We start from the raw sequence: 26204 nt of genomic DNA, 5'->3' as shown, positions 1-26204 counted from the left end.
GCCGGGGTGCCCCGCCCGGCGGGCGCGGGGCGCCTCAGCCCATGAACCCGTCCAGGCTCGTGGCCGCGCTGATCAACGCGAGATGGGTGAGCGCCTGCGGGAAGTTGCCCAGGTGCTCACCCGTCGTCCCGATCTGCTCCGCGTACAGCCCGAGGTGGTTGGCGTAGGTGAACATCTTCTCCAGCGCCAGCCGCGCCTCCTCAACCTGACCGGTGCGGGCCAGCGCCTCCACCCACCAGAACGAGCAGATGGAGAAGGTCCCCTCGGTGCCGTCCAGGCCGTCGGGCGACTGCTTCGGGTCATAGCGGAACACCAGACTGTCCGTGACGAGATTCGCGCCGATCGCCCGCACCGTGGAGCGGAACCGCGGATCGTCCGGCGACAGGAACTTGACCATCGGCATCACCAGCAGCGAGGCGTCCAGGATGCTCTCCGGCGGCTGCCCCGCCTCGTCACTGAGCCGCTGCACGAACGTCTGCTCCTGCTCGCTCCAGCCACGGTCCATGATTTGGTGGTACATCGCATCGCGTACGGACATCCAGCGCCCGAGGTCACCGGGCAGCCCCCGCCGCCGGGCGATTCTGATCATGCGCTCGACGGCCACCCAGCACATCAGCCGCGAGTAGGTGTGGCGCTGCTGCCCGGCCCGGGTCTCCCATATCCCCGCGTCCGGGGCGTCCCAGTGCTCCAGGAGCCAGTCCAGGATCGCGCACAGGTCCGTCCAACTCTCGTGGGAGATGCCCGCACCGTACTTGTCGAAGAGATAGACCGAGTCGAAGAGTTCGCCGTAGATGTCCAGCTGGAGCTGGCCGGCCGCGCCGTTGCCGACCCGCACCGGGGCGGATCCGCGGTAGCCCTCCCAGTGGTCGAGGACGTGCTCGGGCAGGTCGGCGCGGCCGTCTATCGAGTACAGCACCCGCAAGGGGCCGTGGTCACCGTCCTGGGCGCCGCGCAGACAGTCCGTCAGCCAGCCGATGAAGGCCTGAGCCTCGCGGGTGAAGCCGAGGCGCAGCAGCGCGTGCAGCGAGAAGGCCGCGTCGCGGATCCACACGTAGCGGTAGTCCCAGTTGCGTTCGCCCCCGAGCTGTTCGGGCAGGCCGAGCGTGGGCGCCGCCACGATGGCGCCCGTGGGCTCGTGGGTGAGCAGCTTCAGGGTCAGCGCCGACCGGTGGACCCGCTCGCGCCAGCGCCCCGTGTAGGTGCACTGGGACAGCCACCGACGCCAGAACCCCACGGTGGACCGGAACAGCTCCTCCGCCGCCTGCGCGTCCACCAGATCGGCCGAGGGATCGCCCCCGGCCGTCTCCGCGGACTCCAGCACGAAGAGCACCGACTGCCCCTCGGCCAGGTCGAACTCGCCGACCGCGTCCCGGCCCTCGACCCGCAGCGTCGCGCTGGCCTGCACGGAGAGGGTGAGCGCCGCACTGGTGAAACGCACACCGTGCGGCTGCGGTGCGGCCCGGTGCGCGTCGCGGCCGTAGTTCATCCGCGGCGCGATGACGGTCCGCATGCGGGCACCGCCCCGCACGCTGACCACCCGTCGTACCAGGCGCTGCCGGTGCTGCCGGTCGCCCTCCGCCAGCACCGGCATGAAGTCCTGGACCTCGACGATGCCGCGGTCCGTCAGCATCCGCGTGATCAGGATGTTGGTGTCGGGGAAGTAGTACTGCTGGTGCTTGGCCACGTCCCCCACGGGCCCCAGCTCCCAGCAGCCGCCGTCGTCCGCGTCCAGCAGCGCCCCGAAGATGCTCGGTGAGTCGAAGCGCGGCGCACAGAACCAGTTGATCCGGCCGTCCGTCCCCACCAGCGCCGCCGTCCGCAGGTCTCCGATCAGCCCGTGCTCGGCGATGGGCAGATATCGCGCGGACGATGCCCCGTCCGGCCCCGCTCGCCCCTCGCCGGCCTTCTCCGCCGTACCGCGCCCGTCCGACATCGCCTGACCGCCTTCCCTCGCCCCTGCACGCCGACCGGACTCCTGCTCCGCGCGGGGACACACAAACGGCCTGCGGCGGCGGGGTCGCCCGCGCCCGGCACGGCGGCTCTCCGCCGTTACTCCTGGCGGGACTCGCGCAACACCAGCAGCGCCCGGGCCTCCACCTCCACCGCCGTGCCGGCCTTGATCAGCGACCGGTACTCCACATACGGGATGGCCGTGTCCACGACCACGCTCCACCACTCGCCCACACCGCCCGGCACGGTGAACGCGAGCGGCTCGTGATGGGCGTTGAACAGCAGCAGGAACGAGTCGTCGTGCATACGCCGCCCGCGCGGATCCGGCTCGGAGATCGCCTGACCGTTGAGGAAGACCACGAGCGACTTGGCGAACCCCGCCTCCCAGTCGTCGTCGGTCATCTCCCGGCCCGCGGGCGTGAACCAGGCGATGTCCGACAGCCCGTCCCGGCTGCCGCGCACCGCCACCCCCTGGAAGAACCGCCGCCGCCGGAACACCGGGTGTTCCCGGCGCAGCGCGATCAACTCCCGGGTGAATTCCAGCATGTCGCTGCCCTCGGCGACCGCCGGCCAGTCCACCCAGGAGACCCCGTTGTCCTGGCAGTACGCATTGTTGTTGCCGCGCTGTGTCCGGCCCAGTTCGTCCCCGTGCGAGAGCATCGGAACGCCTTGCGAGAGCAGCAGCGTCGCCAGGAAATTCCGCTGCTGGCGGGCGCGCAGCGCCAGCACGTCCCGGTCGTCGGCCGGCCCCTCCGCACCGCAGTTCCACGAGCGGTTGTGGCTTTCCCCGTCGCGGTTGTCCTCACCGTTGGCCGTGTTGTGCTTGTCGTTGTACGAGACCAGATCGCGCAGGGTGAATCCGTCGTGCGCGGTGACGAAGTTGACCGAGGCGTGCGGCCGGCGCCCGTCGCTCTGGTACAGGTCCGACGAGCCCGTCAGCCGGGAGGCGAATTCCCCCAGCGTGCCGCCCTCGCCGCGCCAGAAGTCGCGCACACAGTCCCGGTACTTCCCGTTCCACTCCGTCCAGAGCGGCGGGAAGTTGCCCACCTGATAGCCGCCGTCACCGACGTCCCAGGGCTCGGCGATCAGCTTGACCTGCGAGATGACGGGGTCCTGCTGGACCAGGTCGAAGAACGACGACAGCCGGTCGACACCGTGGAACTGACGGGCCAGCGTGGCGGCCAGGTCGAAACGGAAGCCGTCCACATGCATCTCCGTCACCCAGTACCGCAGCGAGTCCATGATGAGCTGCAGGGTGTGTGGATGGTTCATCCGCAGGCTGTTGCCGGTGCCGGTGGTGTCCCAGTAATACCGGGGATCGTCGTCGGACAGCCGGTAGTAGGCCGCGTTGTCCAGACCCCGGAACGCCAGGGTGGGGCCGAGGTGATTTCCCTCCGCGGTGTGGTTGTAGACCACGTCGAGAATGACCTCGATGCCCGCCTGATGAAGGCTTTTGACCAGGTACCGGAATTCCTGCACCTGCTCGCCCCGCTGCCCCGAGGAGCAGTAGGCGTTGTGGGGGGCGAAGAATCCGATGGTGTTGTAGCCCCAGTAGTTCGCCAGTCCCCGCTGCGTGAGCGTGTGGTCGTCGATGAACTGGTGCACGGGCATCAATTCAACGGCGGTGACACCCAGTTCGGTGAAGTAGTCCAGCATCACCGGATGCGCCAGCGCGGCGTACGTGCCCCGGATGTCCTCGGGAATGGCCGGGTGCGTGCGGGTCATGCCCTTCACATGCGCCTCGTAGACCACCGTTTCGTGGTACGGCACCTGCGGAGGGTGGTCGTTTCCCCAGTCGAAGTAGGGATTGATCACCACCGATTTCATCGTGGCGGACGCGGAGTCCGCGTTGTTCCGGCGGTGCGGGGCGTCGAAGCGGTAGGGGAAGAGGGACTCGTCCCACTCGATCCGGCCCTCGATCGCCTTGGCATACGGATCGAGCAGCAGCTTGTGGGAATTGCAGCGGAGCCCACGAGCCGGATGGAAGGGCCCGTGCACCCGGAAGCCGTAGCGCTGCCCCGGACCGATGTCGGGGAGGTAGAGGTGATGGACGAACGCGTCGACCTCCCGCAGCTCGATGCGTTCCTCGCGGTCGCTTTCATCGAACAGACACAACTCGACCTTGTCCGCCACCTCGGAGAACACCGCGAAGTTCGTTCCGCTCCCGTCATAGGTGGCCCCCAGCGGAGAGGCACTCCCGGGCCACCGCCCCGATTCCGTGGTGTCCTGCCATATCTGCATGTTCGCAAGCCTCCCGACCGGATGGCACAGCACGGCATCACGCAGCGTCGACCACACCCTGCCCCCTGGATCACCGGCCGAAGCGCCACAACCCGGGGGCGGTGGGTCAGCCCTGGTGGGCGCTGCCGGGACCGGCCGGGTTCCCGACCGCCCGACCGCCCGTCCGGGCCGTCCGCCGCAGAGCGCCGCGAGCAGGCCGGCGAGCCGGCCGGGGAGAAGCCGCTACGGATGCCCCGTCGCTCCCATAAGAAACCCGTAAATGAAAGTGTGTGGCGGGAGAAAGCCCGGGCACACGCTTGTCCGGAGGTTGATAACTATGGTTCCCCTGCTTCTCGTTCTTCTTCTGGCACTGCTTCTTTTCGGTGCCGGATTCGCACTCAAGGCCCTGTGGATCGTGGCCGTGATCGTGCTCGCCGTGTGGCTGCTGGGCTTCGTGATGCGCTCGGCAGGCGCCGGCGGCAAGCGAGGCCGCTGGTATCGCTGGTGACAGCCGGCGGCAATGGACACACCCCTGCACTCGAATCACCGTCGGGCTTCCCGCCCGCACCGTACACAACTGCTGACGAAGGGATTCACCATGAGCGCCGAAGAAAAGGCCAAGGCCAAGACCGAGCAGGCCACCGGAAAGGCCGAGAAGAACGTGGGGCGGGCCGTGGGAAATGAACGCATGGAGGCCGAAGGCTCGGCCAAGGAATCCAAGGGCGACCTGCGCAGCGCCAAGGAAAAGGCCAAGGACGCTTTCAAGGACTGACGTTTGCGACACCTGTGGTGTGCGGGGCCGAATCTCCTTGGCCCCGCACACCACAGTCATGTCAGGGCCCATCAAGGGCGAGCCGAAGCGGAAGGGGTGCGCGCTATGTCGGATGGTTCCTTGCGGGCGGTGGGATGGGCGCAGACCTTCCCGATATCGGGCGGCGTGCGGGAGGGCCGGCAGTGGGCGCGCCGGCATCTGGAATCGCTCGGCTGGACGCGCGAGGCACCCGAGACGGTCGACGCCGTCCTGCTGACCGTCTCCGAGCTGATCACGAACGCGCACCGGCATGCCCACAGCTCGGCCCAACTGGTCCTGACCTGGGACAGCCGATGCCTCCATGTCAGCGTGCACGACTCGGGAGCGGGATCGCCCGTGCCGCGTACTCCCGATACCACCAGCACCGGCGGGCGGGGCCTGGCCCTGATCGACGCGGTCTCCGACGACTGGACCGCACACGCCACCCGGCACGGCAAGACCGTCACGGCCTGCTTCACCCTGCCCGACGCCGAGCCCCGGAACCGTCGATCCGAGGATGACTGACCGCGGACGACTGCGGCCCCGATGCGGGAGGCATCGGGGCCGGGCACGCCGTCATTCACGTCCGTACATGCACCTTCACGCGCATGCGTTCACACTCAAGCTCAAGACATCAAACTTCAGTCAGATCACGAAGACCCGTGAAGACCAAGAAGACCGTGACGGGATCACTCCGTGCCCAGCATCTCGGTACGCAGATGTGTCAGGCAGCGGTTGAGCAGCCGGGACACATGCATCTGGGAGATGCCGAGCGCTTCGCCGATCTGGGCCTGCGTCATCTCCTGCCCGAAACGCATTTCCAGGATCTGCCGGTCACGATCGGCGAGCCCGTCGAGGAGCGGCTTGAGGGTGTGCAGGTCCTCGAAGAGATCCATGTCCTCGTCGCACGAACCGATCAGGTCCGCGAGCGGGGCATCATTGCCGTCCTCGTTGATGGCGACGTCGATGGAGGAAGCGCTGTAGCCATTGGCGGCGACCTGCCCCTCGACGACCTCTTCCTCGGTGATGTTCAAGTGCGCCGCGAGTTCGGAGACCTTCGGGTCCCGGCCGAGTTCGCTGCTGAGGTGCTCGTTGGCGCGGGCGAGGTCGACGCGCAGTTCCTGAAGCCGCCGCGGGACGCGCACGTCCCACGTCGTGTCCCGGAAGAAGCGCTTCATCTCGCCCGTGATGTACGGCACCGCCAGAGTGGTGAACTCCACCTCGCGGGACAGGTCGTAGCGGTCGATGGCCTTGATCAGGCCGATCATGCCGACCTGCATGATGTCCTCGAAGTCATCGCCGCGGTTGCGGAAGCGCCGGGCGGCATAGCGCACCAGCGAAATGTTCATCTCGATCAGGGTGTTACGCGCGTACTGGTACTCGTGGGTGCCCTCTTCCAGCGTCGCCAGCCGCTCGAAGAACAAGCGGGACATCTCACGGGCATCGCCGGGAGCGAGGTTCTCAGGAGACTCGATGAACGGGAGTTCTGCCTGCTGAGCGGGTACTGCGCACTTCTCGGCGGCGATCTCGGCGTCCTGCGCGGTGTCCGCCATCGTGCTGCCGACGCCCATGTCTGACTCCTTTTCATACCGCTGAGCCCCCGATCGAAGGGGCTCCTGCCCGGCAAATCGCGGGGTACACCCCTTCATGCCGTGCGGCCCCGGCACGACCGTGCCGGGCAGCCATCATCTGCTCCGAGGCGAGGAGGAGGCCGCGGAACGTCGCTCCGGCCCCGGGCCCCGGCGCGGGCTCAGCGCGGGAGGGTGACCCGGATGGCCTTCCCGCCGCCGGGCCGCGGCTCGACGCTGACCGAGCGGGCCAGGCGACGCACCATGGGCCAGCCGAAGCCTCCCGAACGCCCCGTCAGATCGGGGCTGCGGTCCTGCGGTTGCGCCCGACTGGGATCGTCCACGGTGACCTGGATGCTGTGCCGGTCCGCGGTCAGCAGCAGCGCGGAGACATCGCCCGCATGCCGCAGGGCATTGGTGACCAGCTCGGAGACCAGCAGGAGCAGGTCCTGCACCGTGGGCGGCGGCGGAGCCGGATGCAGCCCGGCGAGAAAGCCGTTCGTGACATCGCGGGCGTCCGCCGCCTGCTGAGGCCGACAGACGTGCTGGGTCAGGTAGGGCTGGTGCTTGTCGTTCGTGATCGTCTGCCACATGTGCTCGGTCCCGTCGTGAGGCGCCTCGTCCGCCGACTTCCGCAAGCTCGCCTACCCGGCACGACCGCAGTGAAAAGCGGGACGGGTGAGGAGAACGGTCGACGACGCCGGTCGGGCGGGTACCCGGCGCGGGCGCGGAGGTCGGACTCCGGGCCGGGCCGGCCGCCGCAGGGATCAGCCGTCCATCCCGGGGCCCACGAACTGTGGCACCCAGATATCCGCAGGTCAGCGCCCATGACAACGGTGTTCAGTACCGTGTTGCCCTATACCCCCCACCCGTAGTTCACTGCACGGAAGGGAGAGGCCGGGCCGACCATCGGGAGGCAGTTTCATGGGGGCTGGACACGACCACGGGCGCACGCACGACGGGCAGCCCTCGACCGGTACCGCGGCCGCGGCTCACAAGGGCCGGCTCCGGATCGCGCTCGCCCTCACGCTCGGCGTGATGGCGCTGGAGATCGTCGGCGGTGTGGTGACCGGCTCGCTCGCGCTCCTCGCCGACGCGGCGCACATGGCCACGGACGCGGTCGGACTCACCATGGCGCTGCTGGCCATCCTTGTCGCGGGCCGGCCGGCGACGGCCCATCGCACGTTCGGGTACGCCCGAATCGAGGTCCTCGCGGCACTCGCCAACTGTCTGCTGCTCCTCGTCGTGGGCGGCTATCTGCTCTTCGAGGCCATCGGCCGGTTCATCGACCCGGCCGAGACCCGGAGCGGTCTCACGCTCGTCTTCGCCGTGGTCGGCCTGGCCGCCAACATGGTGTCGCTGTCCCTGTTGAGGCGCGGACAGAAGGAGAGCCTCAATCTGCGCGGGGCTTACCTGGAGGTGCTCGCGGACGCGCTCGGCTCGGTCGCGGTGCTGGTGTCCGCCACCGTCATCCTCACGACCGGCTGGCAGCTCGCGGACCCGATCGCCTCCCTGGTCATCGGCCTGATGGTCGTGCCGCGTACCTGGAAGCTGCTGCGGGAGACGCTGAACGTGCTGCTGGAGGCGGCCCCGAAGGGCGTCGACATGGCCGAGGTCCGCGCCCGGATGCTGGCGCTCCCCGGCGTGACGGACGTGCACGATCTGCACGCCTGGACGATCACCTCGGGGATGCCGGTGCTCTCCGCGCACGTGGTCGTGACCCGGGACGCCCTGGACGAGGCGGGGCACGAGAAGGTGCTGCACGCGCTGCAGGGCTGCCTCGGCCGCCGCTTCGACGTCAAGCACTGCACCTTCCAGCTGGAGCCCGCCGGCCACGCGGAGCACGAGGCGCAGCTCTGCCACTGACCTGCGGAAGCTGACCCGTCACCGGCCGGCGCCGCACCTTCCCGGGACGGCCACGCCCGCCGAGACGTACGGCGCCGCCCTCACTCAGCGCCTTCGTGACTCCGTACGCGGGCCGTCAGCGCTCGGCCCATCACCGCTAGGGCTCCCGGCCCCGGGTCATCAGTCGCCGAAGCCCCTCCCGTGTCGCACGCCGCGGCGTGACGGTGAAGGGGCGCGCCGCACCGTACGCCGGCCTGTTCTACGCCCCGTTCGAAGCGGGGGCATCGCATCACGGTTCCGTCCCCGTAAGCGACACCGGCGGTAACCCCTTGGGGGATCTGGATGGGTGTAAGGGGCGTTGTGTTGGTGCTGGTGGGCGCGGGGGAGTGCGCGCCTGGCGCGGCGTGGTTGTGCATATGTCCATGTTTTGTAACACCAAACCGGATTTCTTCTGCCAAGGGGTGACGAGGGGTCACTGTGTGGGGGCCCGGTCAAACCGGCCGGGTATCCGGTTTCCGGTGGCCCATCCATGGGCGCCGTATCCAGGGGGTTTTTGTGCTCCGTAACGCTTCACGCATCGCCGCAGCGGTTGTCGGCTCGGTCGCTCTTGCTGCCGCCGCTGCTCTGCCGGCCGCCGCGGCCGGTCACGGCCACCACGCTCCGGCCCCGCACCGCGTCCACTCCGCGGTGGCCCTCGGTGCGATCCAGTACGACAGCCCCGGGCGGGATGACCGTTCCAACCGGAGCCTGAACGCCGAGTACGTGACGGTGAAGAACACCGGCCGCGCGGCGGTCAACCTCCGCGGCTGGACCCTGTCGGACCGTTCCGGCAACACCTACCGCTTCGGTAACTTCCGGCTGAACGGTCACAGCCAGGTGCGTGTCCACACCGGCATCGGTCGTAACACCCGCGGGGACCTGTACCAGGACCGCCGGAACTACGTCTGGGACAACACCGACACCGCCACCCTGCGCAACGCCCACCGCCAGGTCGTCGATGTCGAAAGCTGGGCCCGCCACGGTGGCCACGGCCACTGAGGGGTTTGACCGGCCGGTGAGTTGATGCCGCTCACCGGCCACCCACCACGGTGCGCCGCAGGGTTCCTGTCCTGCGGCGCACCGCCATGTTCCGGCGTCGACCACCCGCCGGCCCTTCGCTTCCTTGAGCCCGCCGGCGGCCGCCTCGCCCCGGCCGACTTTCACTCGTCCGTGTGCTGCCCCGTAATTCGAACATGTGATGCAATCTTCTCGTGACTTCCTACGCTTTCCCGGATGACCTCGTCCAGGCACAGCGTGCCTGGTACACCGCCTACCGACAGCTCTCCCAAGAGGAGAATCCCGCCCGGACCACCGTGCTGCGCCGCACACTGCAGCGGCTCTCCGTGCGGATCGCCACACACCCGTACTGGGCGACGATCCCCGGCCGTGCCCCGGCGGCCCGGATGGCGCTCAAGCAGCAGACCTGGGAGCCGGATCCCCAAGAGGTCCGGCAATGACCACGCGCGACGCCGAAGTCCGGGGCGGGATCGCAGCTTCCGACCTCAGCCCACCGAATGCGGCACAGGGGCCCCTGCCTCGTGAGAGGCGGGGACCCCCGCGCGGAACGCATCATGCAAGGCGTACGCCCGTACCTACCGCCGTGGGCGGTCGCCCGTCCGTGAAGGCGGTCCAGGCCGATATGGCTAGAGGCGTCGTGTCGGCACCTAGTGATGAATCAGTACGGCATCGCGGTTGGCATGCCGGTGGTGCGCCTCGGCAGGATCGAGCCGCGACGGCCACCTCCCCCGCAGCAGCCGGCCCACTAAATAGGCGACGCGCGCAAGCTCCGACTTCATCGATTCCCCCTCTGCGGGCGCCCGTTGCGGCGTCCGATCAGCTCGGCCCTCAAGGACCGATATCGAACGAATATGCCCCGCCCGGCGACGGACAAACGATATGTGCACGACGCCACACCGGCCGCCCCCCAGGCGCGGACACCGTGCTCTTCCTCACCCGTCTACCGCTCAAGCTCCTGATGCGGCACGGGGTGTTCACCTGCATTGGCACCTCGGGGAGGGGGTCGATTGGGCACAGCGCCACTTGGTTGATAGGGAGGGGGCATGAGTGAAGTCCCTCCGATTCTGACCGTGACAGCTGCCAGCACCATCGAGCCCACCGATGCCGAGGACCGCAACGGCACGGGCTCGTGGATGGTGATCGAGACTGCCGAACAGGGCCAGCTGCTGCTGGACCTTCCCGGCCCGCTGTACCGGGCCATGGTCCAGGCCACCGAGCTGCCCGCGCATCAGGCCGGCCCCGGCCGCCTGGCACTCACCGAAGACGAAATCGCCGCCTACCGAGCCAACGTCGCGCGCCTGACGAGCGTGGGCTAGCTCCTCGCGAGGTGGCGAGCACGAACCAGGGTGCTTGCCGAAGTGCGGATGCGGTCGCTGCGCCCCGTGAGGCAGGCGTTCGGCACCGGAGCCCAGCCCCGGGACCTGCCCGTGACTCACTGTCCAGTCCACCCGCTGCGGCACCGCACCCGCCTGCCGGCCCCTTCCCCCTCATCAGGGGAAACAGTGCCTCCGCACAAGCGTGGTGATTCTGCGTGATCTCCGCATCGCTCTGTGCTTGAGTCGGCCCCGTGGGCCCGACAGTGGGCCCCATGTGTGGTGCTGAGAGGAGTCGCGACAGTGCATGCCAGCAAAGGGGACCGTCTTGTGGTCCATGGTCGGGTGGTCGGGAAGCAGGACCGCGTCGTGGAGATCATCGAGGTGCTGGGTCCGGATGGCACACCGCCCTACCGCGTGCGCGCCGAGGACGGTCACGAGACGATCATGACGCCGGGACCCGACTCGGTGATCGACCGCCGCACGGCAACAAACCTCTCCTGACCGGGAGAGCCGCGATCGATGCTGTGCGTCAGTTCAGCCGGTGAGCCCGGGACATCCCGGGCTCAACTGGCTGCGCACGGACCGGTTCCACTCATCCCTCGCGTGCCCTCCCCAGCTGCATGCCGGCCGTGAGGCACAGCCGACCCGCCGCATCGCTACCCACGCCCCGAACGGGCCGCACGACGTCGTGATCGGCGGGGCCGCAATCCCGGCTTCACCCACCATCACTGCAGCCCGGGCCACGCGACGTGGCAGAAATCCCGGCGGGGGAGTGCGCTGCGCGCCCGTCCCCGAGTACCGCCGGGCCGCGAGCGACCACCGCGATCCGTCCCTCCGCACCGGGCCGCTTCACCCCTCGCGACGACTGCTTAGCCCACCTGGCCCCCGTGCAGTGCGGCAATGACGGTGTCTCAGATGAGCCGTGCTTCCATCGCGTCATGGAGGTGCTCACGTGATCGCTGGAGACCGCGCACGACAGCAGGACACCGACCCGCGAGCCGGAACGTCGAGGCGGCGCGTGCTGGCCGCGGCCGCCCTGGCGCCGGTGCTGGCGGGAGCGCCGAGCCCCGCTCGCGCCCTGCCCACGGGGAGGGCCGAGGCGAGCCTCCGGGGGCTGGTCAAGCCGGTGCCCACCACCCTGTCGGACTGGGCGAAGGTGGCGCACGCGCTGGGCGGGCCCGGCGACCTGAAGCGAAACCTGATGTACCACACCGGCTTCCCGCGCCGGGACCTCCGCGTGGTCTCCCGAAAGATCACCGTCCAGCCGTCCCTGGCCCTGGGCTCGCACGTGTCCTTCGTCCGTTACGCCGACGGCAGCACGCTGTTGATGGGCGATGTGGTGGTCACCGAACGCGAACTGCAGAGCTTCACCGATACCCTCCACCGGCACGGGATCGCCCAGACCGCGATCCACAAGCACCTGCTCGCCCAGACACCCGACATCTGGTGGATCCACGTGCACGCACACGGCCATGACCCGGTGGCCATCGCCCGCGGCCTGCGCGCGGCATTCGACTGCACCGGCACCCCGCCCCCGCGACCGGCCGATCCGACAACGGCCGTCGCCCTGGACACCGGCGGCATCGACGCCGCGCTGGGCGTGAAGGGTTCCACCGACGACGGCATCTACAAGTGCATCTTCGTCCGGCGCGAAACCATCACCGACGGCGGTCTCGTACTGCCCCCGGGCCTGGGATCGACCAGCGCGTTCAACATCCAGCCGCTGGGTGGCGGACGAGCCGCGATCAGCGGCGACTGCGCCATGATCGCCAAGGAGGTGCAGCACGTCCTGGTGGGCCTGCGCCGCGCCGGGGCCCAACTCGTCGAACTGCACAACCACGGCCTGACGGACGAACCCCGTCTGTTCTTCACCCACTTCTGGGCCGTCGGCGACGCCGTCAAACTCGCCCGCGCCCTGCGCCCCGTGGTGGCGGCCACCAACGTCGTAGCCGCGGGCTGACCGGCCACCGCTGAGTGCGGCGTCCGATACGGCCCCCTCTGCCGGGGCCGGCGGGTCGTCCTCATGCAGGTCGCACGATCGCCTCGTCTCGTCCGGCCCAGCCACGCCCCCGACCAGGACATCCGGCCGTCCGGATGGGCACGTTCGCTGGCACGGAGTCCGGGCTGACTTCGCACGGGTCCGGACACCGGCGACGGATGGACCCCTGGCCCGTTGTGGTGCACCAGATCGAGTCCAGGGCCGAGTGCCGCGCCCTCTCGCGCCGCGCGCGTGACATGACAACGGCCTTACCGATGCGTCCCGTTGTGCCCCGCCTCTGGCCCGCGCCGACCTCCGATATGCCCGCGCGCGCAGGGAGCAGGTGCCAGAGCCGGGGCGCACGGGAGCGCTGCCGCGCGCCGTCTGCTTCGATCAAGGGTTTGTGACTTCTGGTCGCGAGGCCGCCCCCCTTCACGCCGTACCGGTGTGCCCCTCCTGGCTGTTTGGCTGTCCTTGCGCACGGCCACCTCGATCACCACCGGCCGTTTCCTGCACCTCTGTTCACCTCCCGGGAGGGAATGTGTCCGTAGCGGACAGCGTCACCGGTTCCGCCGCCGAAGAGCCCGGTCTCGCACCACCCCCGCACGGCGCGCTCACCAGCCTCAGCACACAGGCCGCGCGCCACCTGGCGACCACCACCAAGTCCGAGCCCCAGATGCAGGCCATCACCTCGCGGTGGCTGCTGAAGATGCTGCCCTGGGTGGACGTCAAGGGCGGAACCTACCGGGTCAACCGGCGGCTGCAACTCCGCGTCGGCCGGGGCCGTGTCCAGTTCGAGCACAATGGCGCCGACGACATCACGGTGATCCCGCAGACCCTCACCGAACTGCCCGCCCTGCGCGGCTATGACGACATCGAGGTGCTCAAGGAGCTCGCCGGCCGCTTCCGTGTCCGGGAGGTCCGGGCCGGCCAGACGCTCTTCGAAGAGGGGCAGCCGGTCACCGAGGCCTACCTCGTCGTGCACGGCCGCTTCGCCCGTTACGCGGCCGGCAAGTACGGCGACGAAGAGGTCCTCGGCGTCGTCACGGACGGCGACCAGATGGGGGACGAGGCGATCGGCCGGCCCGACCCGCTGTGGTTGAGCTCGGTCCGCGCGGAGTCCGCGGGTGTGGTGATGGTCCTGCCCTGGGACGTGGTCCGGGAGGTCACCGACCGCGCGCCGTCCCTGGCCGCACACCTCGCCGCCTACGCCGAACAGCAGCAGCGCCCCATGAACCGCAAGGGCGAGGCGGAGGTGCCGGTGGCGGCGGGACACGTCGGCGAACCGACACTGTCCGGCGGCTTCGTCGACTACGACCTGGCACCCCGCGAGTACGAACTCTCCCTGACACAGACCGTGTTGCGGGTCCACAGCCGGGTCGCCGACCTCTACAACGAGCCCATGGACCAGACCCGGCAGCAGCTCCGGCTGACCGTGGAGGAGGTCCGCGAACGCCAGGAGTGGGAGCTGGTCAACAACCGCGAGTTCGGGCTGCTGCACAACGCCGACTACGGCCAGCGCATCAGCACCTACACCGGCGCGCCCACCCCCGACGACATGGACGAGCTGCTGTCCATGCGCCGCAAGACGCGCATGTTCCTGGCGCACCCGAAGGCGATCGCCGCCTTCTTCCGCCAGTGCAACAAGCGCGGTCTGGTGCCGGGCACGGCGAGCGTCGACGGGCACGACGTGCCCGCGTGGCGCGGCGTCCCGATCTTCCCGTGCGGCAAGATCCCGATCAGCGAGGCCCACACCACCAGCATCCTCGCGCTGCGCACCGGGGAAGCGGACCAGGGAGTCGTCGGCCTGCACCAGACCGGCATTCCCGAGGAGTACCAACCCGGCCTCAACGTCCGGTTCATGGGCATCGACCAGGCCGCCGTCATCAAGTACCTCGTCACCGCCTACTACTCGGCGGCCATCCTCGTGCCCGACGCGGTCGGAGTCCTGGAGAACGTCCAGATCGGCCGCAACGCCGAGTGACAGTGGAGTACGTACATGAGCACGCCCCCGAACGACACCTCCGCGTATGCGCTGCCCGGCCCGCCGAACCTCGTCCGTAGCCTGCGAAACCGGCGCAGCACCACCGTGCCCGGTCTGAGGTTCCGTCCTGCCGCGCCCGCCGACCCCGCCAAGGCCGAGGAGATCGACAGGCGGCTGGAGGCCTGGGCCCGACAGCTGGACCTCTTCCCCGCGCGGTGGAGCGGGGACTTCACCCAGTTCCAGTTCGGCCGGGCGGTCGTCCTGCAGCACCCCGGGGCCGCCGACCTCGAACGCCTCACCGTCGCGGGCAAGTTGCTGCTGGCCGAGAACATCGTCGACAACTGCTACTGCGAGGAGGACGAGGGCAAGGGCGGCGCGCACCGCGGGCTGGGCGGCCGGCTGATCATGGCGCAATCAGCTCTCGACCCCTTTCACGGCACCGCCGAACTGGAGGACCAGTGGCGCCGCGGGGTGCAGAGCGATGGCCCGCTGCGCTCCTACCACTGGGCCCTCAAAGACTACGCGGCCATCGCCACGCCCAGTCAGGCCGACCGGTTCGTGCACGACATCGCCCGGCTGCACCTCGGCTATCTCGCCGAGGCCTCCTGGGCGGAGACCCGGCACGCGCCGCAGGTCTGGGAGTACCTGGTGATGCGGCAGTTCAACAACTTCCGCCCCTGCCTGTCCATCGTGGACGCCGTGGACGGCTACGAACTGCCCGAGGCCCTCTATGCCCGCCCCGAGATCCAGCGGATCACCAGCCTGGCCTGCAACGCCACGACCATCGTCAATGACCTGTACTCCTTCACCAGGGAACTGGCCAGCGACCCCACCCACCTCAACCTCCCCCAAGTGGTCGCCGCCAACGACAAGAACGGTCTGAAGGCCGCTTACCTCAAGAGCGTCGACATCCACAACCAGATCATGGAAGCGTTCGAGACGGAATCCGCCCCGCTGTCCGCCACCTCGCCCCTCATCGAGAGGTATGTGCGGGGGCTGACCGACTGGGTCTCCGGCAACCACGAGTGGCACGCCACCAACACCGAGCGCTACCAACTGCCCGACTACTGGTAAATCGAGCCCACGCACCACACCAGCAAGGAGCCACGTTGACCACCGTGCACGCCGACACCGCCCGCATCCCGGTGCCGACCCAGTCCACGTACCAGACCCGCGTCGCGGACTACTGGAACGCCGAGGAAAACCCGGTCAACCTCGAACTCGGAAAGATCGACGACCTCTACCACCACCACTACGGCATCGGGGACGCCGACCGGACCGTGCTGGACGAGCCGGACCCGGGCCGGCGCCGCGAACGCCTCACCGGCGAACTGCACCGGCTGGAAGAGGCCCAGGCCCAACTCCTCGCCTCCCACCTCGGCCAGCTCTCGCCCGGCGACCGGGTCTTCGACGCCGGATGCGGACGCGGCGGCGGCAGCGTCGTGGCGAACCTGCGCTACGGCTGCCACGCCGACGGAGTGACCATCTCCGCCAAGCAGGCCGACTTCGCCAACCAGCAGGCCCGCAAGCGCGGTATCGACGACAAGGTGCGCTACCACCACCGCAACATGCTCGACACCGGCTTCACCTCCGGTGCGTACGCGGCCTCGTGGAACAACGAGTCGACCATGTACGTCGAACTCGACCTGCTCTTCGCCGAACACGCCCGGCTGCTGCGCCGCGGCGGACGCTATGTGACCATCACCGGCTGCTACAACGACACCTACGGCCGCGCCTCGCGCGAGGTGTCCCTCATCAACGCCCACTACATCTGCGACATCCACCCCCGCTCGGCGTACTTCCGCGCGATGGCCCGCAACCGCCTCGTCCCCACCCACGTCCAGGACCTGACCCAGGCGGCGCTTCCGTACTGGGAACTGCGCAAGCAGGCCGACCACCTGGTCACCGGCATCGAGGACACCTTCCTGAACGCCTACCGCAACGGCAGCTTCCAGTACCTGCTGATCGTCGCCGACCGGGTCTGAGACCACCCGCACGGGGCCGCGCCACTTTGGGCGCGGCCCCACGCTCGTGTCGGCCGGATCACCGAGGAACGACCGTCCGCCACGGGCTACTCGGGCAGCGGCCGGTCGTCGACGACGTGCTTCATGACGAGGGTCGAGGTCAGGCGCTGCACGCCCGGGAGCCTGGCCAACTGCTGGTCGTAGAGCTGCTGGAAGGCGGCCAGGTCGGTGGTGGCGACGCGCAGCAGGTAGTCGGGTTCGCCGAAGAGCCGCTGGGCCTGGAGCACGTGGGGGACGGCGGCCACGGCCTCTTCGAAGGAGGTCACGGTGTCACGGTCCTCCCAGCGCAGGGTGGCGAAGACGAGCGCTTCGAAGGTGAGGCCCAGGGCCGCCGGGTCCACGACGGCGCGGTAGCCGCGGATGGCTCCCTCGCGCTCGAGGTCGCGCAGGCGGCGGTGGCACGGCGAGACGCTGAGCTGCACCCGGGCGGCCAGTTCGGTGACGGTGAGGCGGCCGTCCAGCTGTAGCTCGGTAAGAATTTTGCGGTCCATGGCGTCCATGGGAAAGATTCTCCCTCAGATCACGCGATCATGGAGTAAATGAAGGAACACTTTCGGGCAGATCCCACCTAGTCTTCCTCTCGAAAAGCACAATGCGAGAGGGAACGATCCATGGACACGACCACGCTGGCGGCATTTCTGGCAGTGGACCTCCTGCTGGTGTTCACACCGGGCGCGGACTGGGCCTATGCGATCGCGGCGGGCCTGCGGGGCCGGTCGGTCGTCCCCGCGGTCGCCGGGCTGATAGCCGGATACGCGGGATACACCCTGCTCGCCGTCGCGGGCCTGGTAGTGATCGTGGCCGGCTCACCCACGCTGCTCACCGCGCTGACCGTCGCCGGCGCCGTCTACCTGGTGTGGCTCGGCGTCGGCGTGCTCCGGCAGCCCACCACCCTGACGGCCTCCGCATCGCCCATGGAGTCCTCCCGTGCGCAGATCATGCTCAAGGGAGTCGGGATCAGCGGCCTGAACCCCAAAGGGCTGCTGCTCTACTTCTCCCTCTTCCCGCAGTTCATCCATCCGGCGGCGGGCTGGCCGGTCGCCGCGCAGACCGGCCTGCTGGGCACGCTCCACATGGCCGCCTGCGCCGTCGTCTACCTCTCGGTCGGCGTCCTGGCGCGCACCGTTCTGGCGACCCGGCCCGCCGCCGCCCGGGCGGTCACCCGCGTCTCCGGAGCCATGATGATCGTCATCGGCGGGTTCCTTCTGGTGGAACGCCTGGCAGGCTGACCAACCTGCCTGACCCGTCCCTACACGGTCGGCGTCCGTACACAGCCCCGTTCGCACGCGGTCCCGTCCGCCGAAACGATGACGACGCCCGTCGAAGGAGAGCACATGGAGGACCGGACCCCGCAGGAGCAGGCGAGTCCCGAGACGGAAGCGCGCGTCAGGGAGAGCTTCGGCCGTCAGGGGCTGATGTCCCATCTCGGCGCCCGGCTCACACGGATCGCGCCCGGCCGCGTCCACATCGCCCTCCCGGGCCGCCCCGAAGTGACCCAGCAGCACGGCTACTTCCACGCCGGCGCCACCAGCGCGATCGCGGACAGCGCCGGCGGCTATGCCGCGTACACCTTGTTCCCCGACGACGCCGAGGTGCTCACCGTCGAGTACAAGATCAACCTTCTCGCGCCCGCCGTCGGCGACCACATCGAGGCCGTCGGAACGGTCCTGAAATCCGGACGCACCCTGACCGTGTGCCGGCTGGAGGTGTTCGGTGTCCGGGACGGCCGGCGAGAGCTCGTCGCGAACGGGCAGCAGACCCTGATCCGGGTGAACCGGCCCGAGCGGTGAAGCGGACGGCGGTCGGCTCGGGGCGCGCGCCTGCCAGAACTCGCCGAAAACCCTTCGACGCACCCTTTGATCCCTTTGTACCGTTCACGGGATGACTCTTCACCTCAGTCCGCTCACCACGGCCGACGCCCGGGACCTCGCGACCCTGCGCGCCGGGGTCGAACGCGTCGACGGAACGGGCCTGCACGAGGACGAGACGGACGTCCTGCAGCAACTCACCGACCCCAAGGTGGACCTGGCGCAGCACACCCTCGCCCTCCGGCAGGGTTCACGGCTGGTGGCGTACGCCATGGTGTACGAGCCGGAGCGGGTACGGGACATCGCCCGCTTCGACACCGCCGCCGCCGTCCATCCGGAGTGGCGTCGGCAGGGGATCGGCACCCGGCTGGTCGACTGGATGCGTGGCCGCGCGGCGGCCATCCGGTCCGAGCGCCACCCCGGCACACCGGCGGAACTGCTGATCGACGGCCTGGCCGACAACGCGGGGTTCGCCGCGCTGGCCCGGCACACCGGCTTCACGCCCCGCCGCTACTGGTTCAGCATGACGCACGACCTGCACGCGGACCGGCTGCCCGCGCTGAAGATGCCGGACGGCCTGCGCCTGACGTCCTTCGACCCGGCCCTCGACGAAGCGACCCTGCATGCGCACAACGACGCGTTCCGCGATCACTGGAATCACACCGAGACGGACCGAACGGACTGGGACACCTGGTTCACCGGCGCCCGCTCGTTCCGCGCCGGTCTCTCCTCCCTGCTGCTCGACGCCGACGGCAGCGTCGCGGCATACCTCCTCGCCGACGAGTACGTCGCCGACCACGCCGCCACGGGCGACCGCGCATGCACGATCGGCCACCTGGGCACCCGCCAATCCCACCGGGGACGCGGCGCGGCCCGCGCCCTGCTGGCGCGTACCCTGGCCGAGGCCGGCAAGCAGAAGTACGACAAGGCGGAACTGCTCGTCGACGCCACCAACCCGACCGGGGCCCTGGGGCTCTACGAACGGATGGGCTTCACGATGGAGCGTGAGTTTGTGACGTACGCCCGGGTGCTGGAGTGAGGGGAGACGGTGAGTCCGTGGCGGCGCTCATCGACATCGATCGGGTGCGGCCGGCCCGCGATGCCCGGCAGGACACGGCGGTCGGGCAGGCCACTGCTGCCTCGGACCGATCGAGGAGACGGTGCGCAAGCTGATGGCCCCGCCTCGGCGGCTGCAACCCCTACCGTTGAGCACCGGTCGGCCGGGCCTGCCAGCGATGGGAATACCCCTCGCGCAGCGGCCCGCCCACCAGCTCCAGTAGTTGTTCCGCCGCGGCTGACAGCGGCATGGGGTCGGCACGTTCTGCCACGGCTTGATGTCCCGCCAGCAGGGCGTTCCCCAGCACCGGGTCAGCGGCAAGGAGCCGACGGGGCAGCCACTTGCCGATCCCCGTCCAGGCACCGTGGTGAGCGGTGACGAGCTCGGCCGCTTCGCGCAGTACGTGGTCAGCGACGACGAGCTGCTCAGAGCGGTTCACCGGTGAGGTGGCGGTGTCGGCCAGGTCGTCCAGGTAGCACGTCAGGACATAGCGTCCATGGCGCCACTGCTCAGCTGTCAGCGGCGGTGGCCCCATGGCGAGGGCCTCTTGTGCCCGTTGACGAGTCCGGGCCACGTGCCCATGAGGATCCGTCAACGTCACCCCCTGGGCGTAGACGAAGACCACTGTCGCCCTGCGGCGTGCCCGATCCCACTTGAAGAACTCGGGCACGTCACCGACCGAGTTGAGGAACAGCTCGACGAGGCGGCCTTCGTATCGGATCACCTCTCGCCCGCTTTCCGCGCGGTCCGGGAGAAGGATTCCGATGTCGAGGTCACTCGTCGGAGTCGAGTTGCCGCGGGCGGCTGATCCGCCGAGAACGGCCCCGAGTGCCTGCGGGAACAGTTCGCCCACGAGGCGACCGGCCTGAGAAAGCGCGGCTTCTTGATCATTCATGGGCGCTCATCGTGCCACCCCGAGGGCGTGACCTCCAGGGGCATGCGGTCCGGCAGCGGGAGGTCCTCACCGACTCGCCGAGCACCCGGATGCGGATCTCCTGCCGGTCAGGATCGCAGGAGGTACACGGGTCGCCGTCCGCGGCCCTCAGCCGGAGAAGGGCCCGGGTGCCCGCCGCCTGAGAGAACGTGGGCGGGCACCCCGTCGGCCCTGATGGGCGTCGCGGTCAGCCGGAAGAGGGCTGGCCCCAGCTCTGGGCGATGACGCCCTTGGCGTTGCTCTGCTGGGTCTCCGTCGGGAAGGTCGGCGTGCCGGAGACCTTCGGCAGCTTCGAGGCGGCGGACTTGTCGAGGGTGCCGGCCTTCTTCATGGCGGCCATCAGAGCCGGGCGGGCGTACCCCTTGAGTCTGATGTTCTGGCCCTCGGTGCTGTAGAGGTACTCCAGCCACAGGCGCGCGGCCGCGGGGTGCGACGCGTCCTTGTTGATGGCCTGCGAGTAGTACTGGGAGAACTTGCCGTCCGTGGGGACCGCGACCGTCCAGTCGCGGCCCTTGGACTTGAACTCGTCGGTGTACCCGGCGTTGAGGTAGTCCCAGTCGATGCTGATCGGGGTCTTGCCCTTCGCGACGGTGGCCGGGGTGGAGTCGAGGGTCGTGAAGTTGCCGATCCGCTTCAGCTTGGCGAAGAAGTCGATGCCGGGCTGGATGTCGTCGAAGGAGCCGCCGTTGGCGAGGGCGGCCGCGTACACGGCGCCGAAGGCCGAACCCGACTTGGTGGGGCTGCCGTTGAGCGCGACCAGGCCCTTGTACTGCGGCTCGAGCAGGTCCTTGAAGCTGGTCGGGCAGGTGTGCACGCGCTTGGCGTCGCAGCCGAAGGAGATGTAGCCGCCGTAGTCGTTCGCCCAGCGGCCGATCGAGTCCCGCTGGGCGTCGGGGACGTCGGCGAAACCGGCGACCATGTAAGGCGCGAGCAGACCGTCCTGGGCGGCGCTCTGCGCGAAGGAGCTGCCGAGGTCGAGGACGTCGGGAGCGGTGTCCTTGCCCTTGCGCGAGGTGACCGCGTTGATCTCGTCCTGGCTGGAGCCGCTCGGGTTCTCGACGTCGACCTTGATGCCGTACTTCTTCTTGAAGCCGTCGATCAGGGCGCCGTAATTGGCCCAGTCGCGGGGCAGCGCGATCGCATGCACGGTGCCCTCCTGCTTGGCCGCCTTGGCCAGGGCGTCCATGCCGCCGAAGGTCTCGGCCGTGGTCGCGGTGGCCGCATTCTTCCCGCCGCTCGACGCGTCGGGAGCGCCACAGGCGCTGAGGGTGAGTGCGGTGGCGACGGTGAGGACGCCGGTGAGGACGGCGGTCCTCGGCAGGGGCACGGTCACGGACTCTCCAGGGGTACGCACAGAGGGTTGAAGGGATTCATGCGGGGCCACACAGGGGATGCACGTGGGGGGTGAGCACCTGTCCGACGACGTGTCCGAACAAGTTGGGCCTCAGTAGGCCCAACTATGGTGTGCAACAGGTAAACAATGGTCAAACTATTAGCTCCGATTCCCTCACAATCGCAGCTCGCAGGGGTTACCACGGCCCCTCGCCCCGGCTGGCCGTACTGCACACTTTCCCCACAACTCGACGCAAGAGGGAAGGTGTGGCGGCGCGAACGTGGCCATGGTGGGGGGCGGCGCGGGAACACTCCAGCTGCCGGAGGGGTCTGTCAAGACCCCTCCGGCAGGACCGCCGATGAGACCGCGGAACGCCGCGACCGGATGACCTATTCGTGTCGCTTTGGACCCCACCGTCCGGAAGGGGCCCTGTAGGCGGTGACCCCTTCGCGGCACGCGCGACGGCGCTGCGGGCTCCTCCCATTTCCGGCAGAACGGGGCAACGGAAGGATTCAGGCGGCCGGGAGCGCGCCGGCCCAGACGGGGTGCGTGCGTTGTGCCCAAGGAGCGGCCCGCTCCAGTTGCCCGGCGAGACGGAACAGCACGTCCTCACGCCCGTAGCCGGCGGCGAACTGGAGGCCGAGGGGCATGCCGGTGGCCGGATCGGTCGCCAGCGGGACCGACATGCCGGGGGTGCCGGCGACGTTGAAGACGGCGGTGGACGGGGACCTGTGGAACAGGTGCGCCAGCCAGCCCAAGCCGTCCGCGCCCTCCGCACCACGCCGGTAGGTGCCTATGGCCACGGGGAGCTCGGGGAGGGTGGGTGTCAGCAGTACGTCGTGACGGTCGAAGTGCGCGCCGATCGACCGGGCGACCCGGTTGCGCACCCCGAGGGCGTGCACGAACTCCGCACCGCTCACCCGGCGTCCCCACGCGTAGCTCGCCAGCATCTCGGGCTCGGCGGTAGTGCAGCACTGAACGAAGGATGCGCCACGCCGCTTGGCGGTCACACACGGGCACCGCAGGCCGTGCCCGCGGCAGCACCGCCTGCATCAGGCACCCGACTGGGCCTGCTGCAGGCCCAGTCGGATCATTGACAACTTGTGCATGAGCCGCCATGGGCAGCGCGGTGCGCATGAGTTGACACATTGACTCCTGGAGACCGGCCGCATCCATCCCGGCGTCCACCCCGCGCATCTTGAGATCCGCACCTGGAGCCCACTGACCTTCATGCTCGCGTCGGTCGGCGGCCGCATCAGCGGGGCCCCGATCGGCTGCGTCGGTAGCCCCATCGCCACTGTGTAGGTGTCGAATTTCGTGAGGGGCGGCACGGCTATTCAATCAACTCGGTGCGGAGCATTTCAATTTCACCCACACTGTTCAGTCTGTGCTCTACTTCTGAGGTTGCGTGGCCGACGAAGATGAGCGTCAAGCACCGGGGAAATTCCGGAACGGAGAGCACGCCTTCATCGTCGGCGAAGTTCGACTCAATGGTGATCTCGAGACGGTCGGGCCCGCGGTGGATGAGATATTTTCCTCCCCTGAAAGAACTCTCCCGTGCAGTGAACACTATTTCTAGAGCTCCCGCGATCAGTCGTTCAGCGTCGCTGAGTTCATCACCTTGGAAACCGTACACGATGAAGCGATCAGGCATGTTGCCTCCTCTGCTCAGGGGATGACGATGCTTGGCGCTCGGCTTGTGGCGCTCTCCAGAGAATCGTAGATCATGAAGTTCACCTCTCGCCCTCCTACTGAATCCATCATATTCTCGCGGAAGTCGCCGAGGCGGGGCTTGCGCAGATCGTTAGCCCGGAGCGGGCCTGTACGTGTACCGCGTGAGCGCATTGAAACGCCTGCTCGCTTTGCCTGGCTTAGTAGTTCAGGGCTCACCAAAGCAACGTCGAAATCACTTTGCGCTCCGAAATCCTGTCCCGTCTTGAAGCTCTTTCCAGTTACAGAGCTACCTTGTAGAACCGGAGTTACGTCGCCATGCCCCAGCTCCTGCAGTCCTGATCTGAGAGTGGATCCAAATTTCGCGAAATCTGCTGCGCCCGAAAATCCTGCCGCAGGGAGGCGCGGCAATTGCGAATTGGGCAGGCCGCCAGCTTCTCCTGGAAAGATTGGCATGACGCCGTAGTGCATGTTGTTGCACATATCGTCGTCGGGTTTACACTTGCTTCCCTCTATGGTGAAGGAGATGACTCCCCGCCAATTCCCGCGTTCCATCATCCCGAAGGGGCTCTCGGCAGGGAACAGATAAGGGATTTGCGGAATTTCCTGGTTGACGAATTTTTCGGGCCGCTCGCAGCCACACATGTACTGTGCGGCTGCCCGCTGTCCCGCGCTCTGGTAGATGGGGCCGTTGTAGGGCCGGTGGCAGTAGGGCTGGATACAGGCTCCGGGGCCCGGGATGTAGTCCCTGGAGCCGGAGAGGCGCATGCCGCCGTGGCGGTTGTGGACGACGCCGGTGCCGCGTCCTGAGCCGTCGGGGTCTGCGAACAACTGGCCGGTGGGGTCGCTGAACGTCAGCGGGTTGTTGTTGCTGTAGGTGTAGCCGTTGATCTGTTGGGGGTCGGCCGGGTCCATGATGGGATCGACGGACAGGAAGCGTCCGGTGTCCGGGTCGTATTCGCGGGCGCCGAGGTGGGTGAGGCCGGTGTCGGCGGTGTCGTCGGTGCCGCCGATGTAGCCCTTGGAGCCGGGCCAGTTGGTGGGCTTGGTGCCGCGGGGGCCGCCGAAGGGGAGGCTGCGGCGCTGGGTGAGGGTTTGGTCGGCTGCGTCGATGGCGAGTTGGCCGGTGCCGTGGTGGTCGGCGAGGGTGACGGTGTAGGTGCCGTCGTCGGCGAGAACGGCCTGGTTGCCGCTGCCGAGGGGGATGTAGCGGGTGGCTTTGGGTTTGTCGGCGCCCTTGTCGAGGGTGAGTTCGGTGTGGTCGCCGAGGGTGAGGGTGGTCCGGTCGCCCGTGCGGGTGATCAGGCGGTTGCCGTCGGCGTCGTAGACGTAGGCGGTGGTTTTGGTGCCCTTGTCGCCGGCGGGTTCGGTGACCTTGGTGAGATGGCCTTCGACGTCCCAGGTGAGGGTCTGCTTGTCGCCGTGGAGGGTGCGGGTGGTGGTGTTGCCGGTGGGGTCGTAGCCGTAGGTGGAGGTGCTGGTGCCGGTCGGGCCGGTGGTATCGACGGAGGTGACGGTGTGGGGGTGGGGCGTGCCGGGCTTGGGGTACGTGTAGGTGCTCTTGGTGTCCTTGGCCGCGTCGCCGGTGGGGTCGTGCTGGGTGAGGGTGGTGCGGTTTCCCGCCGTGTCGTAGCCGTATGACTGCCAGTAGGGGGCCGGGCCGGAGATCAGGGAGCCGGTGGGTTGGCCGGCGCAGGTCTTCTCATCCTGAGTCCATGCGTCGGTGAGTCGGCGGAGGTGGTCGTAGGTGAAGCACTGGGTGTCGGTGCCGGTGCGGAGACGTCGGAGAGGGACGTGATGTTGCCGGCCGGGTCGTAGCCGTAGGTGGTGGACTTGTCGACGCCTGCGACGTCCTGGCGGTCAACGCGGGAATTGGACAGGCGCTGGGTGCCCCACTCGTAGGTGTTGGTGACCTGGGTGGGTTTGCCGCTTCCGACGATCTTGTAGGTCAGGGGCTGGCCAGTAAGCGTGTATGTCGCATCGGAGCGGATACCGGAGTTGTGGACCGCGGTCGTGCGCAGGGTGTTGTCTGCGTACTCGCAGTTCCACACCTGGGCAGGCAGGTTGCCCGCCGCTGCCGTGCCGCGCCCCATCGGCTGACCGTTGGGATAGAAGTTGGTTGACTCTGCGTAGGTGCCGGCCAGCGCCCCTTCGGAGTCCGGGATGATGGTGGCGGTGCGCTGCGGACGGTAGACGGGGTCGTACTGGGTGACCTGTTGGGTATAGGCCTTGCCGTCTATGTAGCGGGTGGATTCGGCGAGCTGCCCCTTGGCCTTGGTGACGGTGTCATAGACCCACTTGGCGCGCAGCGGCCCGACGGGTGTCTTGTCGTGCAGTTCCGTTTTGCGACCGAGGCCGTCGTAGACGGTGGCCAGCACGGCGCCGTCGGCGCACCGAGACCCGCATTCCTGTTCCCCCGCCCACGAATATGAAGATTTCATGAAGAAGTTGTGAGCGGGAACGTATACGCAAGCGCGTTCGCCTGAGTAGCTACATAAAACGGACTCATGCCATGGAACTGTCATTCCGCCCGAAGGTGTCAGGTGATGCCGGTCACCACGCCCCGAGGTTGTACGACTTCACGCCGCATTCGAGGCGAGAACCCGCCACTGCAGCCTCAGCGAGATCGTCGGTTGCGCATCGACGCCCCCTCCGCGCTGCGCTTTCCGT

The 26204-nt window shown here is 68.5% G+C and carries 24 protein-coding genes and 1 pseudogene; 15 read left to right on the top strand and 10 right to left on the bottom strand.

The genetic code is table 11. From position 1 onward, the window contains the following. Nucleotides 1-34: 34 nt before the first annotated feature. The gene (locus tag ACQP17_RS00270) at nt 35-1933 is read right to left on the bottom strand and encodes a glycoside hydrolase family 15 protein (protein WP_433854322.1); all 1899 of its coding nucleotides are present in this window, start codon (nt 1931-1933) and stop codon (nt 35-37) included. A 116-nt stretch (nt 1934-2049) separates the two neighbouring features. Next, nucleotides 2050-4191 (bottom strand): glycogen debranching protein GlgX, encoded by a 2142-nt coding sequence (glgX, locus tag ACQP17_RS00265; RefSeq protein WP_433854321.1) that lies wholly within the window; start codon nt 4189-4191, stop codon nt 2050-2052. Nucleotides 4192-4507: 316 nt separating this feature from the next. Here glgX and ACQP17_RS00260 point away from each other — a divergent pair, with 316 nt between their 5' ends. The 3 genes from ACQP17_RS00260 to ACQP17_RS00250 all read left to right on the top strand — a co-directional run bounded on the left by ACQP17_RS00260 (nt 4508) and on the right by ACQP17_RS00250 (nt 5485). Beyond that, nucleotides 4508-4678 (top strand): hydrophobic protein, encoded by a 171-nt coding sequence (locus tag ACQP17_RS00260; RefSeq protein ID WP_189099500.1) that lies wholly within the window; start codon nt 4508-4510, stop codon nt 4676-4678. A 90-nt stretch (nt 4679-4768) separates the two neighbouring features. Next, the gene (locus ACQP17_RS00255) at nt 4769-4942 is read left to right on the top strand and encodes a CsbD family protein (RefSeq protein WP_329154587.1); all 174 of its coding nucleotides are present in this window, start codon (nt 4769-4771) and stop codon (nt 4940-4942) included. A 105-nt stretch (nt 4943-5047) separates the two neighbouring features. Then, the gene (locus tag ACQP17_RS00250; protein ID WP_433854320.1) at nt 5048-5485 is read left to right on the top strand and encodes an ATP-binding protein; all 438 of its coding nucleotides are present in this window, start codon (nt 5048-5050) and stop codon (nt 5483-5485) included. 164 nt (nt 5486-5649) lie between these two features. Here the strand turns inward: ACQP17_RS00250 and ACQP17_RS00245 are convergent, their stop codons facing one another. Then, entirely contained in the window at nt 5650-6513 is an 864-nt protein-coding gene (locus ACQP17_RS00245; RefSeq protein WP_433859797.1) for an RNA polymerase sigma factor SigF, read from the bottom strand. 197 nt (nt 6514-6710) lie between these two features. Next, nucleotides 6711-7121, bottom strand: coding sequence for an ATP-binding protein (locus ACQP17_RS00240; RefSeq protein ID WP_433854319.1), 411 nt, complete (start codon nt 7119-7121; stop codon nt 6711-6713). Between the two features lie 331 nt (nt 7122-7452). Here ACQP17_RS00240 and ACQP17_RS00235 point away from each other — a divergent pair, with 331 nt between their 5' ends. The 9 genes from ACQP17_RS00235 (at nt 7453) to ACQP17_RS00195 (ending at nt 16692) form a co-directional block, all read left to right on the top strand. After that, nucleotides 7453-8394 carry a cation diffusion facilitator family transporter gene (locus ACQP17_RS00235; protein WP_433854318.1) on the top strand — a complete coding sequence of 314 codons (942 nt, stop codon included), beginning with the start codon at nt 7453-7455 and terminating at the stop codon, nt 8392-8394. A 534-nt stretch (nt 8395-8928) separates the two neighbouring features. Continuing rightward, nucleotides 8929-9411, top strand: a complete 483-nt coding sequence (locus ACQP17_RS00230) for a lamin tail domain-containing protein (protein WP_433854317.1) — start codon at nt 8929-8931, stop codon at nt 9409-9411. A gap of 212 nt (nt 9412-9623) precedes the next feature. Further along, nucleotides 9624-9869, top strand: coding sequence for a hypothetical protein (locus tag ACQP17_RS00225; protein WP_433854316.1), 246 nt, complete (start codon nt 9624-9626; stop codon nt 9867-9869). 603 nt (nt 9870-10472) lie between these two features. Next, on the top strand, nt 10473-10745 hold the full coding sequence (locus tag ACQP17_RS00220) for a hypothetical protein (RefSeq protein WP_433854315.1): 273 nt from the start codon (nt 10473-10475) through the stop codon (nt 10743-10745). 300 nt (nt 10746-11045) lie between these two features. Continuing rightward, a complete protein-coding gene (locus ACQP17_RS00215) occupies nt 11046-11246 on the top strand; it encodes a DUF1918 domain-containing protein (protein ID WP_433854314.1) in 201 nt (66 codons plus the stop codon). Between the two features lie 451 nt (nt 11247-11697). Next, nucleotides 11698-12705, top strand: coding sequence for a DUF1259 domain-containing protein (locus tag ACQP17_RS00210; RefSeq protein WP_433854313.1), 1008 nt, complete (start codon nt 11698-11700; stop codon nt 12703-12705). A 559-nt stretch (nt 12706-13264) separates the two neighbouring features. Continuing rightward, a complete protein-coding gene (locus tag ACQP17_RS00205) occupies nt 13265-14707 on the top strand; it encodes a family 2B encapsulin nanocompartment shell protein (protein WP_433854312.1) in 1443 nt (480 codons plus the stop codon). 15 nt (nt 14708-14722) lie between these two features. Continuing rightward, on the top strand, nt 14723-15781 hold the full coding sequence (locus ACQP17_RS00200) for a family 2 encapsulin nanocompartment cargo protein terpene cyclase (protein WP_433854311.1): 1059 nt from the start codon (nt 14723-14725) through the stop codon (nt 15779-15781). A gap of 35 nt (nt 15782-15816) precedes the next feature. Continuing rightward, nucleotides 15817-16692: a geranyl diphosphate 2-C-methyltransferase gene (locus ACQP17_RS00195; RefSeq protein WP_433854310.1), complete on the top strand. Its 876-nt coding sequence runs from the start codon at nt 15817-15819 to the stop codon at nt 16690-16692. Between the two features lie 86 nt (nt 16693-16778). Here ACQP17_RS00195 and ACQP17_RS00190 read toward each other — a convergent pair whose 3' ends face one another. Then, entirely contained in the window at nt 16779-17231 is a 453-nt protein-coding gene (locus tag ACQP17_RS00190; RefSeq protein ID WP_189099464.1) for an Lrp/AsnC family transcriptional regulator, read from the bottom strand. A 111-nt stretch (nt 17232-17342) separates the two neighbouring features. On the opposite strand from ACQP17_RS00190, the gene ACQP17_RS00185 reads away from it, so the two are divergent. The 3 genes from ACQP17_RS00185 to ACQP17_RS00175 all read left to right on the top strand — a co-directional run bounded on the left by ACQP17_RS00185 (nt 17343) and on the right by ACQP17_RS00175 (nt 19578). Then, the gene (locus ACQP17_RS00185; protein WP_433854309.1) at nt 17343-17960 is read left to right on the top strand and encodes a LysE family translocator; all 618 of its coding nucleotides are present in this window, start codon (nt 17343-17345) and stop codon (nt 17958-17960) included. Between the two features lie 105 nt (nt 17961-18065). Beyond that, a complete protein-coding gene (locus ACQP17_RS00180) occupies nt 18066-18521 on the top strand; it encodes a PaaI family thioesterase (RefSeq protein ID WP_433854308.1) in 456 nt (151 codons plus the stop codon). Between the two features lie 91 nt (nt 18522-18612). Beyond that, nucleotides 18613-19578 carry a GNAT family N-acetyltransferase gene (locus ACQP17_RS00175; RefSeq protein WP_433854307.1) on the top strand — a complete coding sequence of 322 codons (966 nt, stop codon included), beginning with the start codon at nt 18613-18615 and terminating at the stop codon, nt 19576-19578. A 160-nt stretch (nt 19579-19738) separates the two neighbouring features. Here ACQP17_RS00175 and ACQP17_RS00170 read toward each other — a convergent pair whose 3' ends face one another. The 5 genes and pseudogenes from ACQP17_RS00170 to ACQP17_RS00150 all read right to left on the bottom strand — a co-directional run. Next, nucleotides 19739-20491: a nucleotidyltransferase domain-containing protein gene (locus ACQP17_RS00170; protein WP_433854306.1), complete on the bottom strand. Its 753-nt coding sequence runs from the start codon at nt 20489-20491 to the stop codon at nt 19739-19741. A gap of 226 nt (nt 20492-20717) precedes the next feature. Beyond that, nucleotides 20718-21863, bottom strand: a complete 1146-nt coding sequence (locus ACQP17_RS00165) for an ABC transporter substrate-binding protein (protein ID WP_433854305.1) — start codon at nt 21861-21863, stop codon at nt 20718-20720. A gap of 512 nt (nt 21864-22375) precedes the next feature. Next, a complete protein-coding gene (locus ACQP17_RS00160) occupies nt 22376-22813 on the bottom strand; it encodes an amidase family protein (protein WP_433854304.1) in 438 nt (145 codons plus the stop codon). Nucleotides 22814-23196: 383 nt separating this feature from the next. After that, nucleotides 23197-23517 carry a hypothetical protein gene (locus ACQP17_RS00155; RefSeq protein ID WP_433854303.1) on the bottom strand — a complete coding sequence of 107 codons (321 nt, stop codon included), beginning with the start codon at nt 23515-23517 and terminating at the stop codon, nt 23197-23199. Nucleotides 23518-24359: 842 nt separating this feature from the next. Continuing rightward, nucleotides 24360-25927: pseudogene (locus ACQP17_RS00150) on the bottom strand (RHS repeat-associated core domain-containing protein); the annotation flags it as partial. Nucleotides 25928-26204 lie beyond the last annotated feature (277 nt).

It is taken from the genome of Streptomyces kronopolitis (assembly GCF_050953795.1).
GTDB classification, from domain to species: Bacteria; Actinomycetota; Actinomycetes; order Streptomycetales; family Streptomycetaceae; genus Streptomyces; species Streptomyces kronopolitis_A.
This window is presented reverse-complemented; position numbering and strand designations above follow the sequence as displayed.

Coding starts and splice junctions, on each gene's coding strand:
- ACQP17_RS00190 (WP_189099464.1), bottom strand. CDS start 17,231: ATGGACGCCATGGACCGCAAAATTCTTACCGAGCTACAGCTGGACGGC.
- ACQP17_RS00200 (WP_433854311.1), top strand. CDS start 14,723: ATGAGCACGCCCCCGAACGACACCTCCGCGTATGCGCTGCCCGGCCCG.
- ACQP17_RS00255 (WP_329154587.1), top strand. CDS start 4,769: ATGAGCGCCGAAGAAAAGGCCAAGGCCAAGACCGAGCAGGCCACCGGA.
- ACQP17_RS00175 (WP_433854307.1), top strand. CDS start 18,613: ATGACTCTTCACCTCAGTCCGCTCACCACGGCCGACGCCCGGGACCTC.
- ACQP17_RS00220 (WP_433854315.1), top strand. CDS start 10,473: ATGAGTGAAGTCCCTCCGATTCTGACCGTGACAGCTGCCAGCACCATC.
- ACQP17_RS00250 (WP_433854320.1), top strand. CDS start 5,048: ATGTCGGATGGTTCCTTGCGGGCGGTGGGATGGGCGCAGACCTTCCCG.
- ACQP17_RS00170 (WP_433854306.1), bottom strand. CDS start 20,491: ATGAATGATCAAGAAGCCGCGCTTTCTCAGGCCGGTCGCCTCGTGGGC.
- ACQP17_RS00245 (WP_433859797.1), bottom strand. CDS start 6,513: ATGGCGGACACCGCGCAGGACGCCGAGATCGCCGCCGAGAAGTGCGCA.
- ACQP17_RS00240 (WP_433854319.1), bottom strand. CDS start 7,121: ATGTGGCAGACGATCACGAACGACAAGCACCAGCCCTACCTGACCCAG.
- ACQP17_RS00270 (WP_433854322.1), bottom strand. CDS start 1,933: ATGTCGGACGGGCGCGGTACGGCGGAGAAGGCCGGCGAGGGGCGAGCG.
- ACQP17_RS00235 (WP_433854318.1), top strand. CDS start 7,453: ATGGGGGCTGGACACGACCACGGGCGCACGCACGACGGGCAGCCCTCG.
- ACQP17_RS00260 (WP_189099500.1), top strand. CDS start 4,508: ATGGTTCCCCTGCTTCTCGTTCTTCTTCTGGCACTGCTTCTTTTCGGT.
- glgX (WP_433854321.1), bottom strand. CDS start 4,191: ATGCAGATATGGCAGGACACCACGGAATCGGGGCGGTGGCCCGGGAGT.
- ACQP17_RS00180 (WP_433854308.1), top strand. CDS start 18,066: ATGGAGGACCGGACCCCGCAGGAGCAGGCGAGTCCCGAGACGGAAGCG.
- ACQP17_RS00185 (WP_433854309.1), top strand. CDS start 17,343: ATGGACACGACCACGCTGGCGGCATTTCTGGCAGTGGACCTCCTGCTG.
- ACQP17_RS00155 (WP_433854303.1), bottom strand. CDS start 23,517: ATGCCTGATCGCTTCATCGTGTACGGTTTCCAAGGTGATGAACTCAGC.
- ACQP17_RS00160 (WP_433854304.1), bottom strand. CDS start 22,813: ATGCTGGCGAGCTACGCGTGGGGACGCCGGGTGAGCGGTGCGGAGTTC.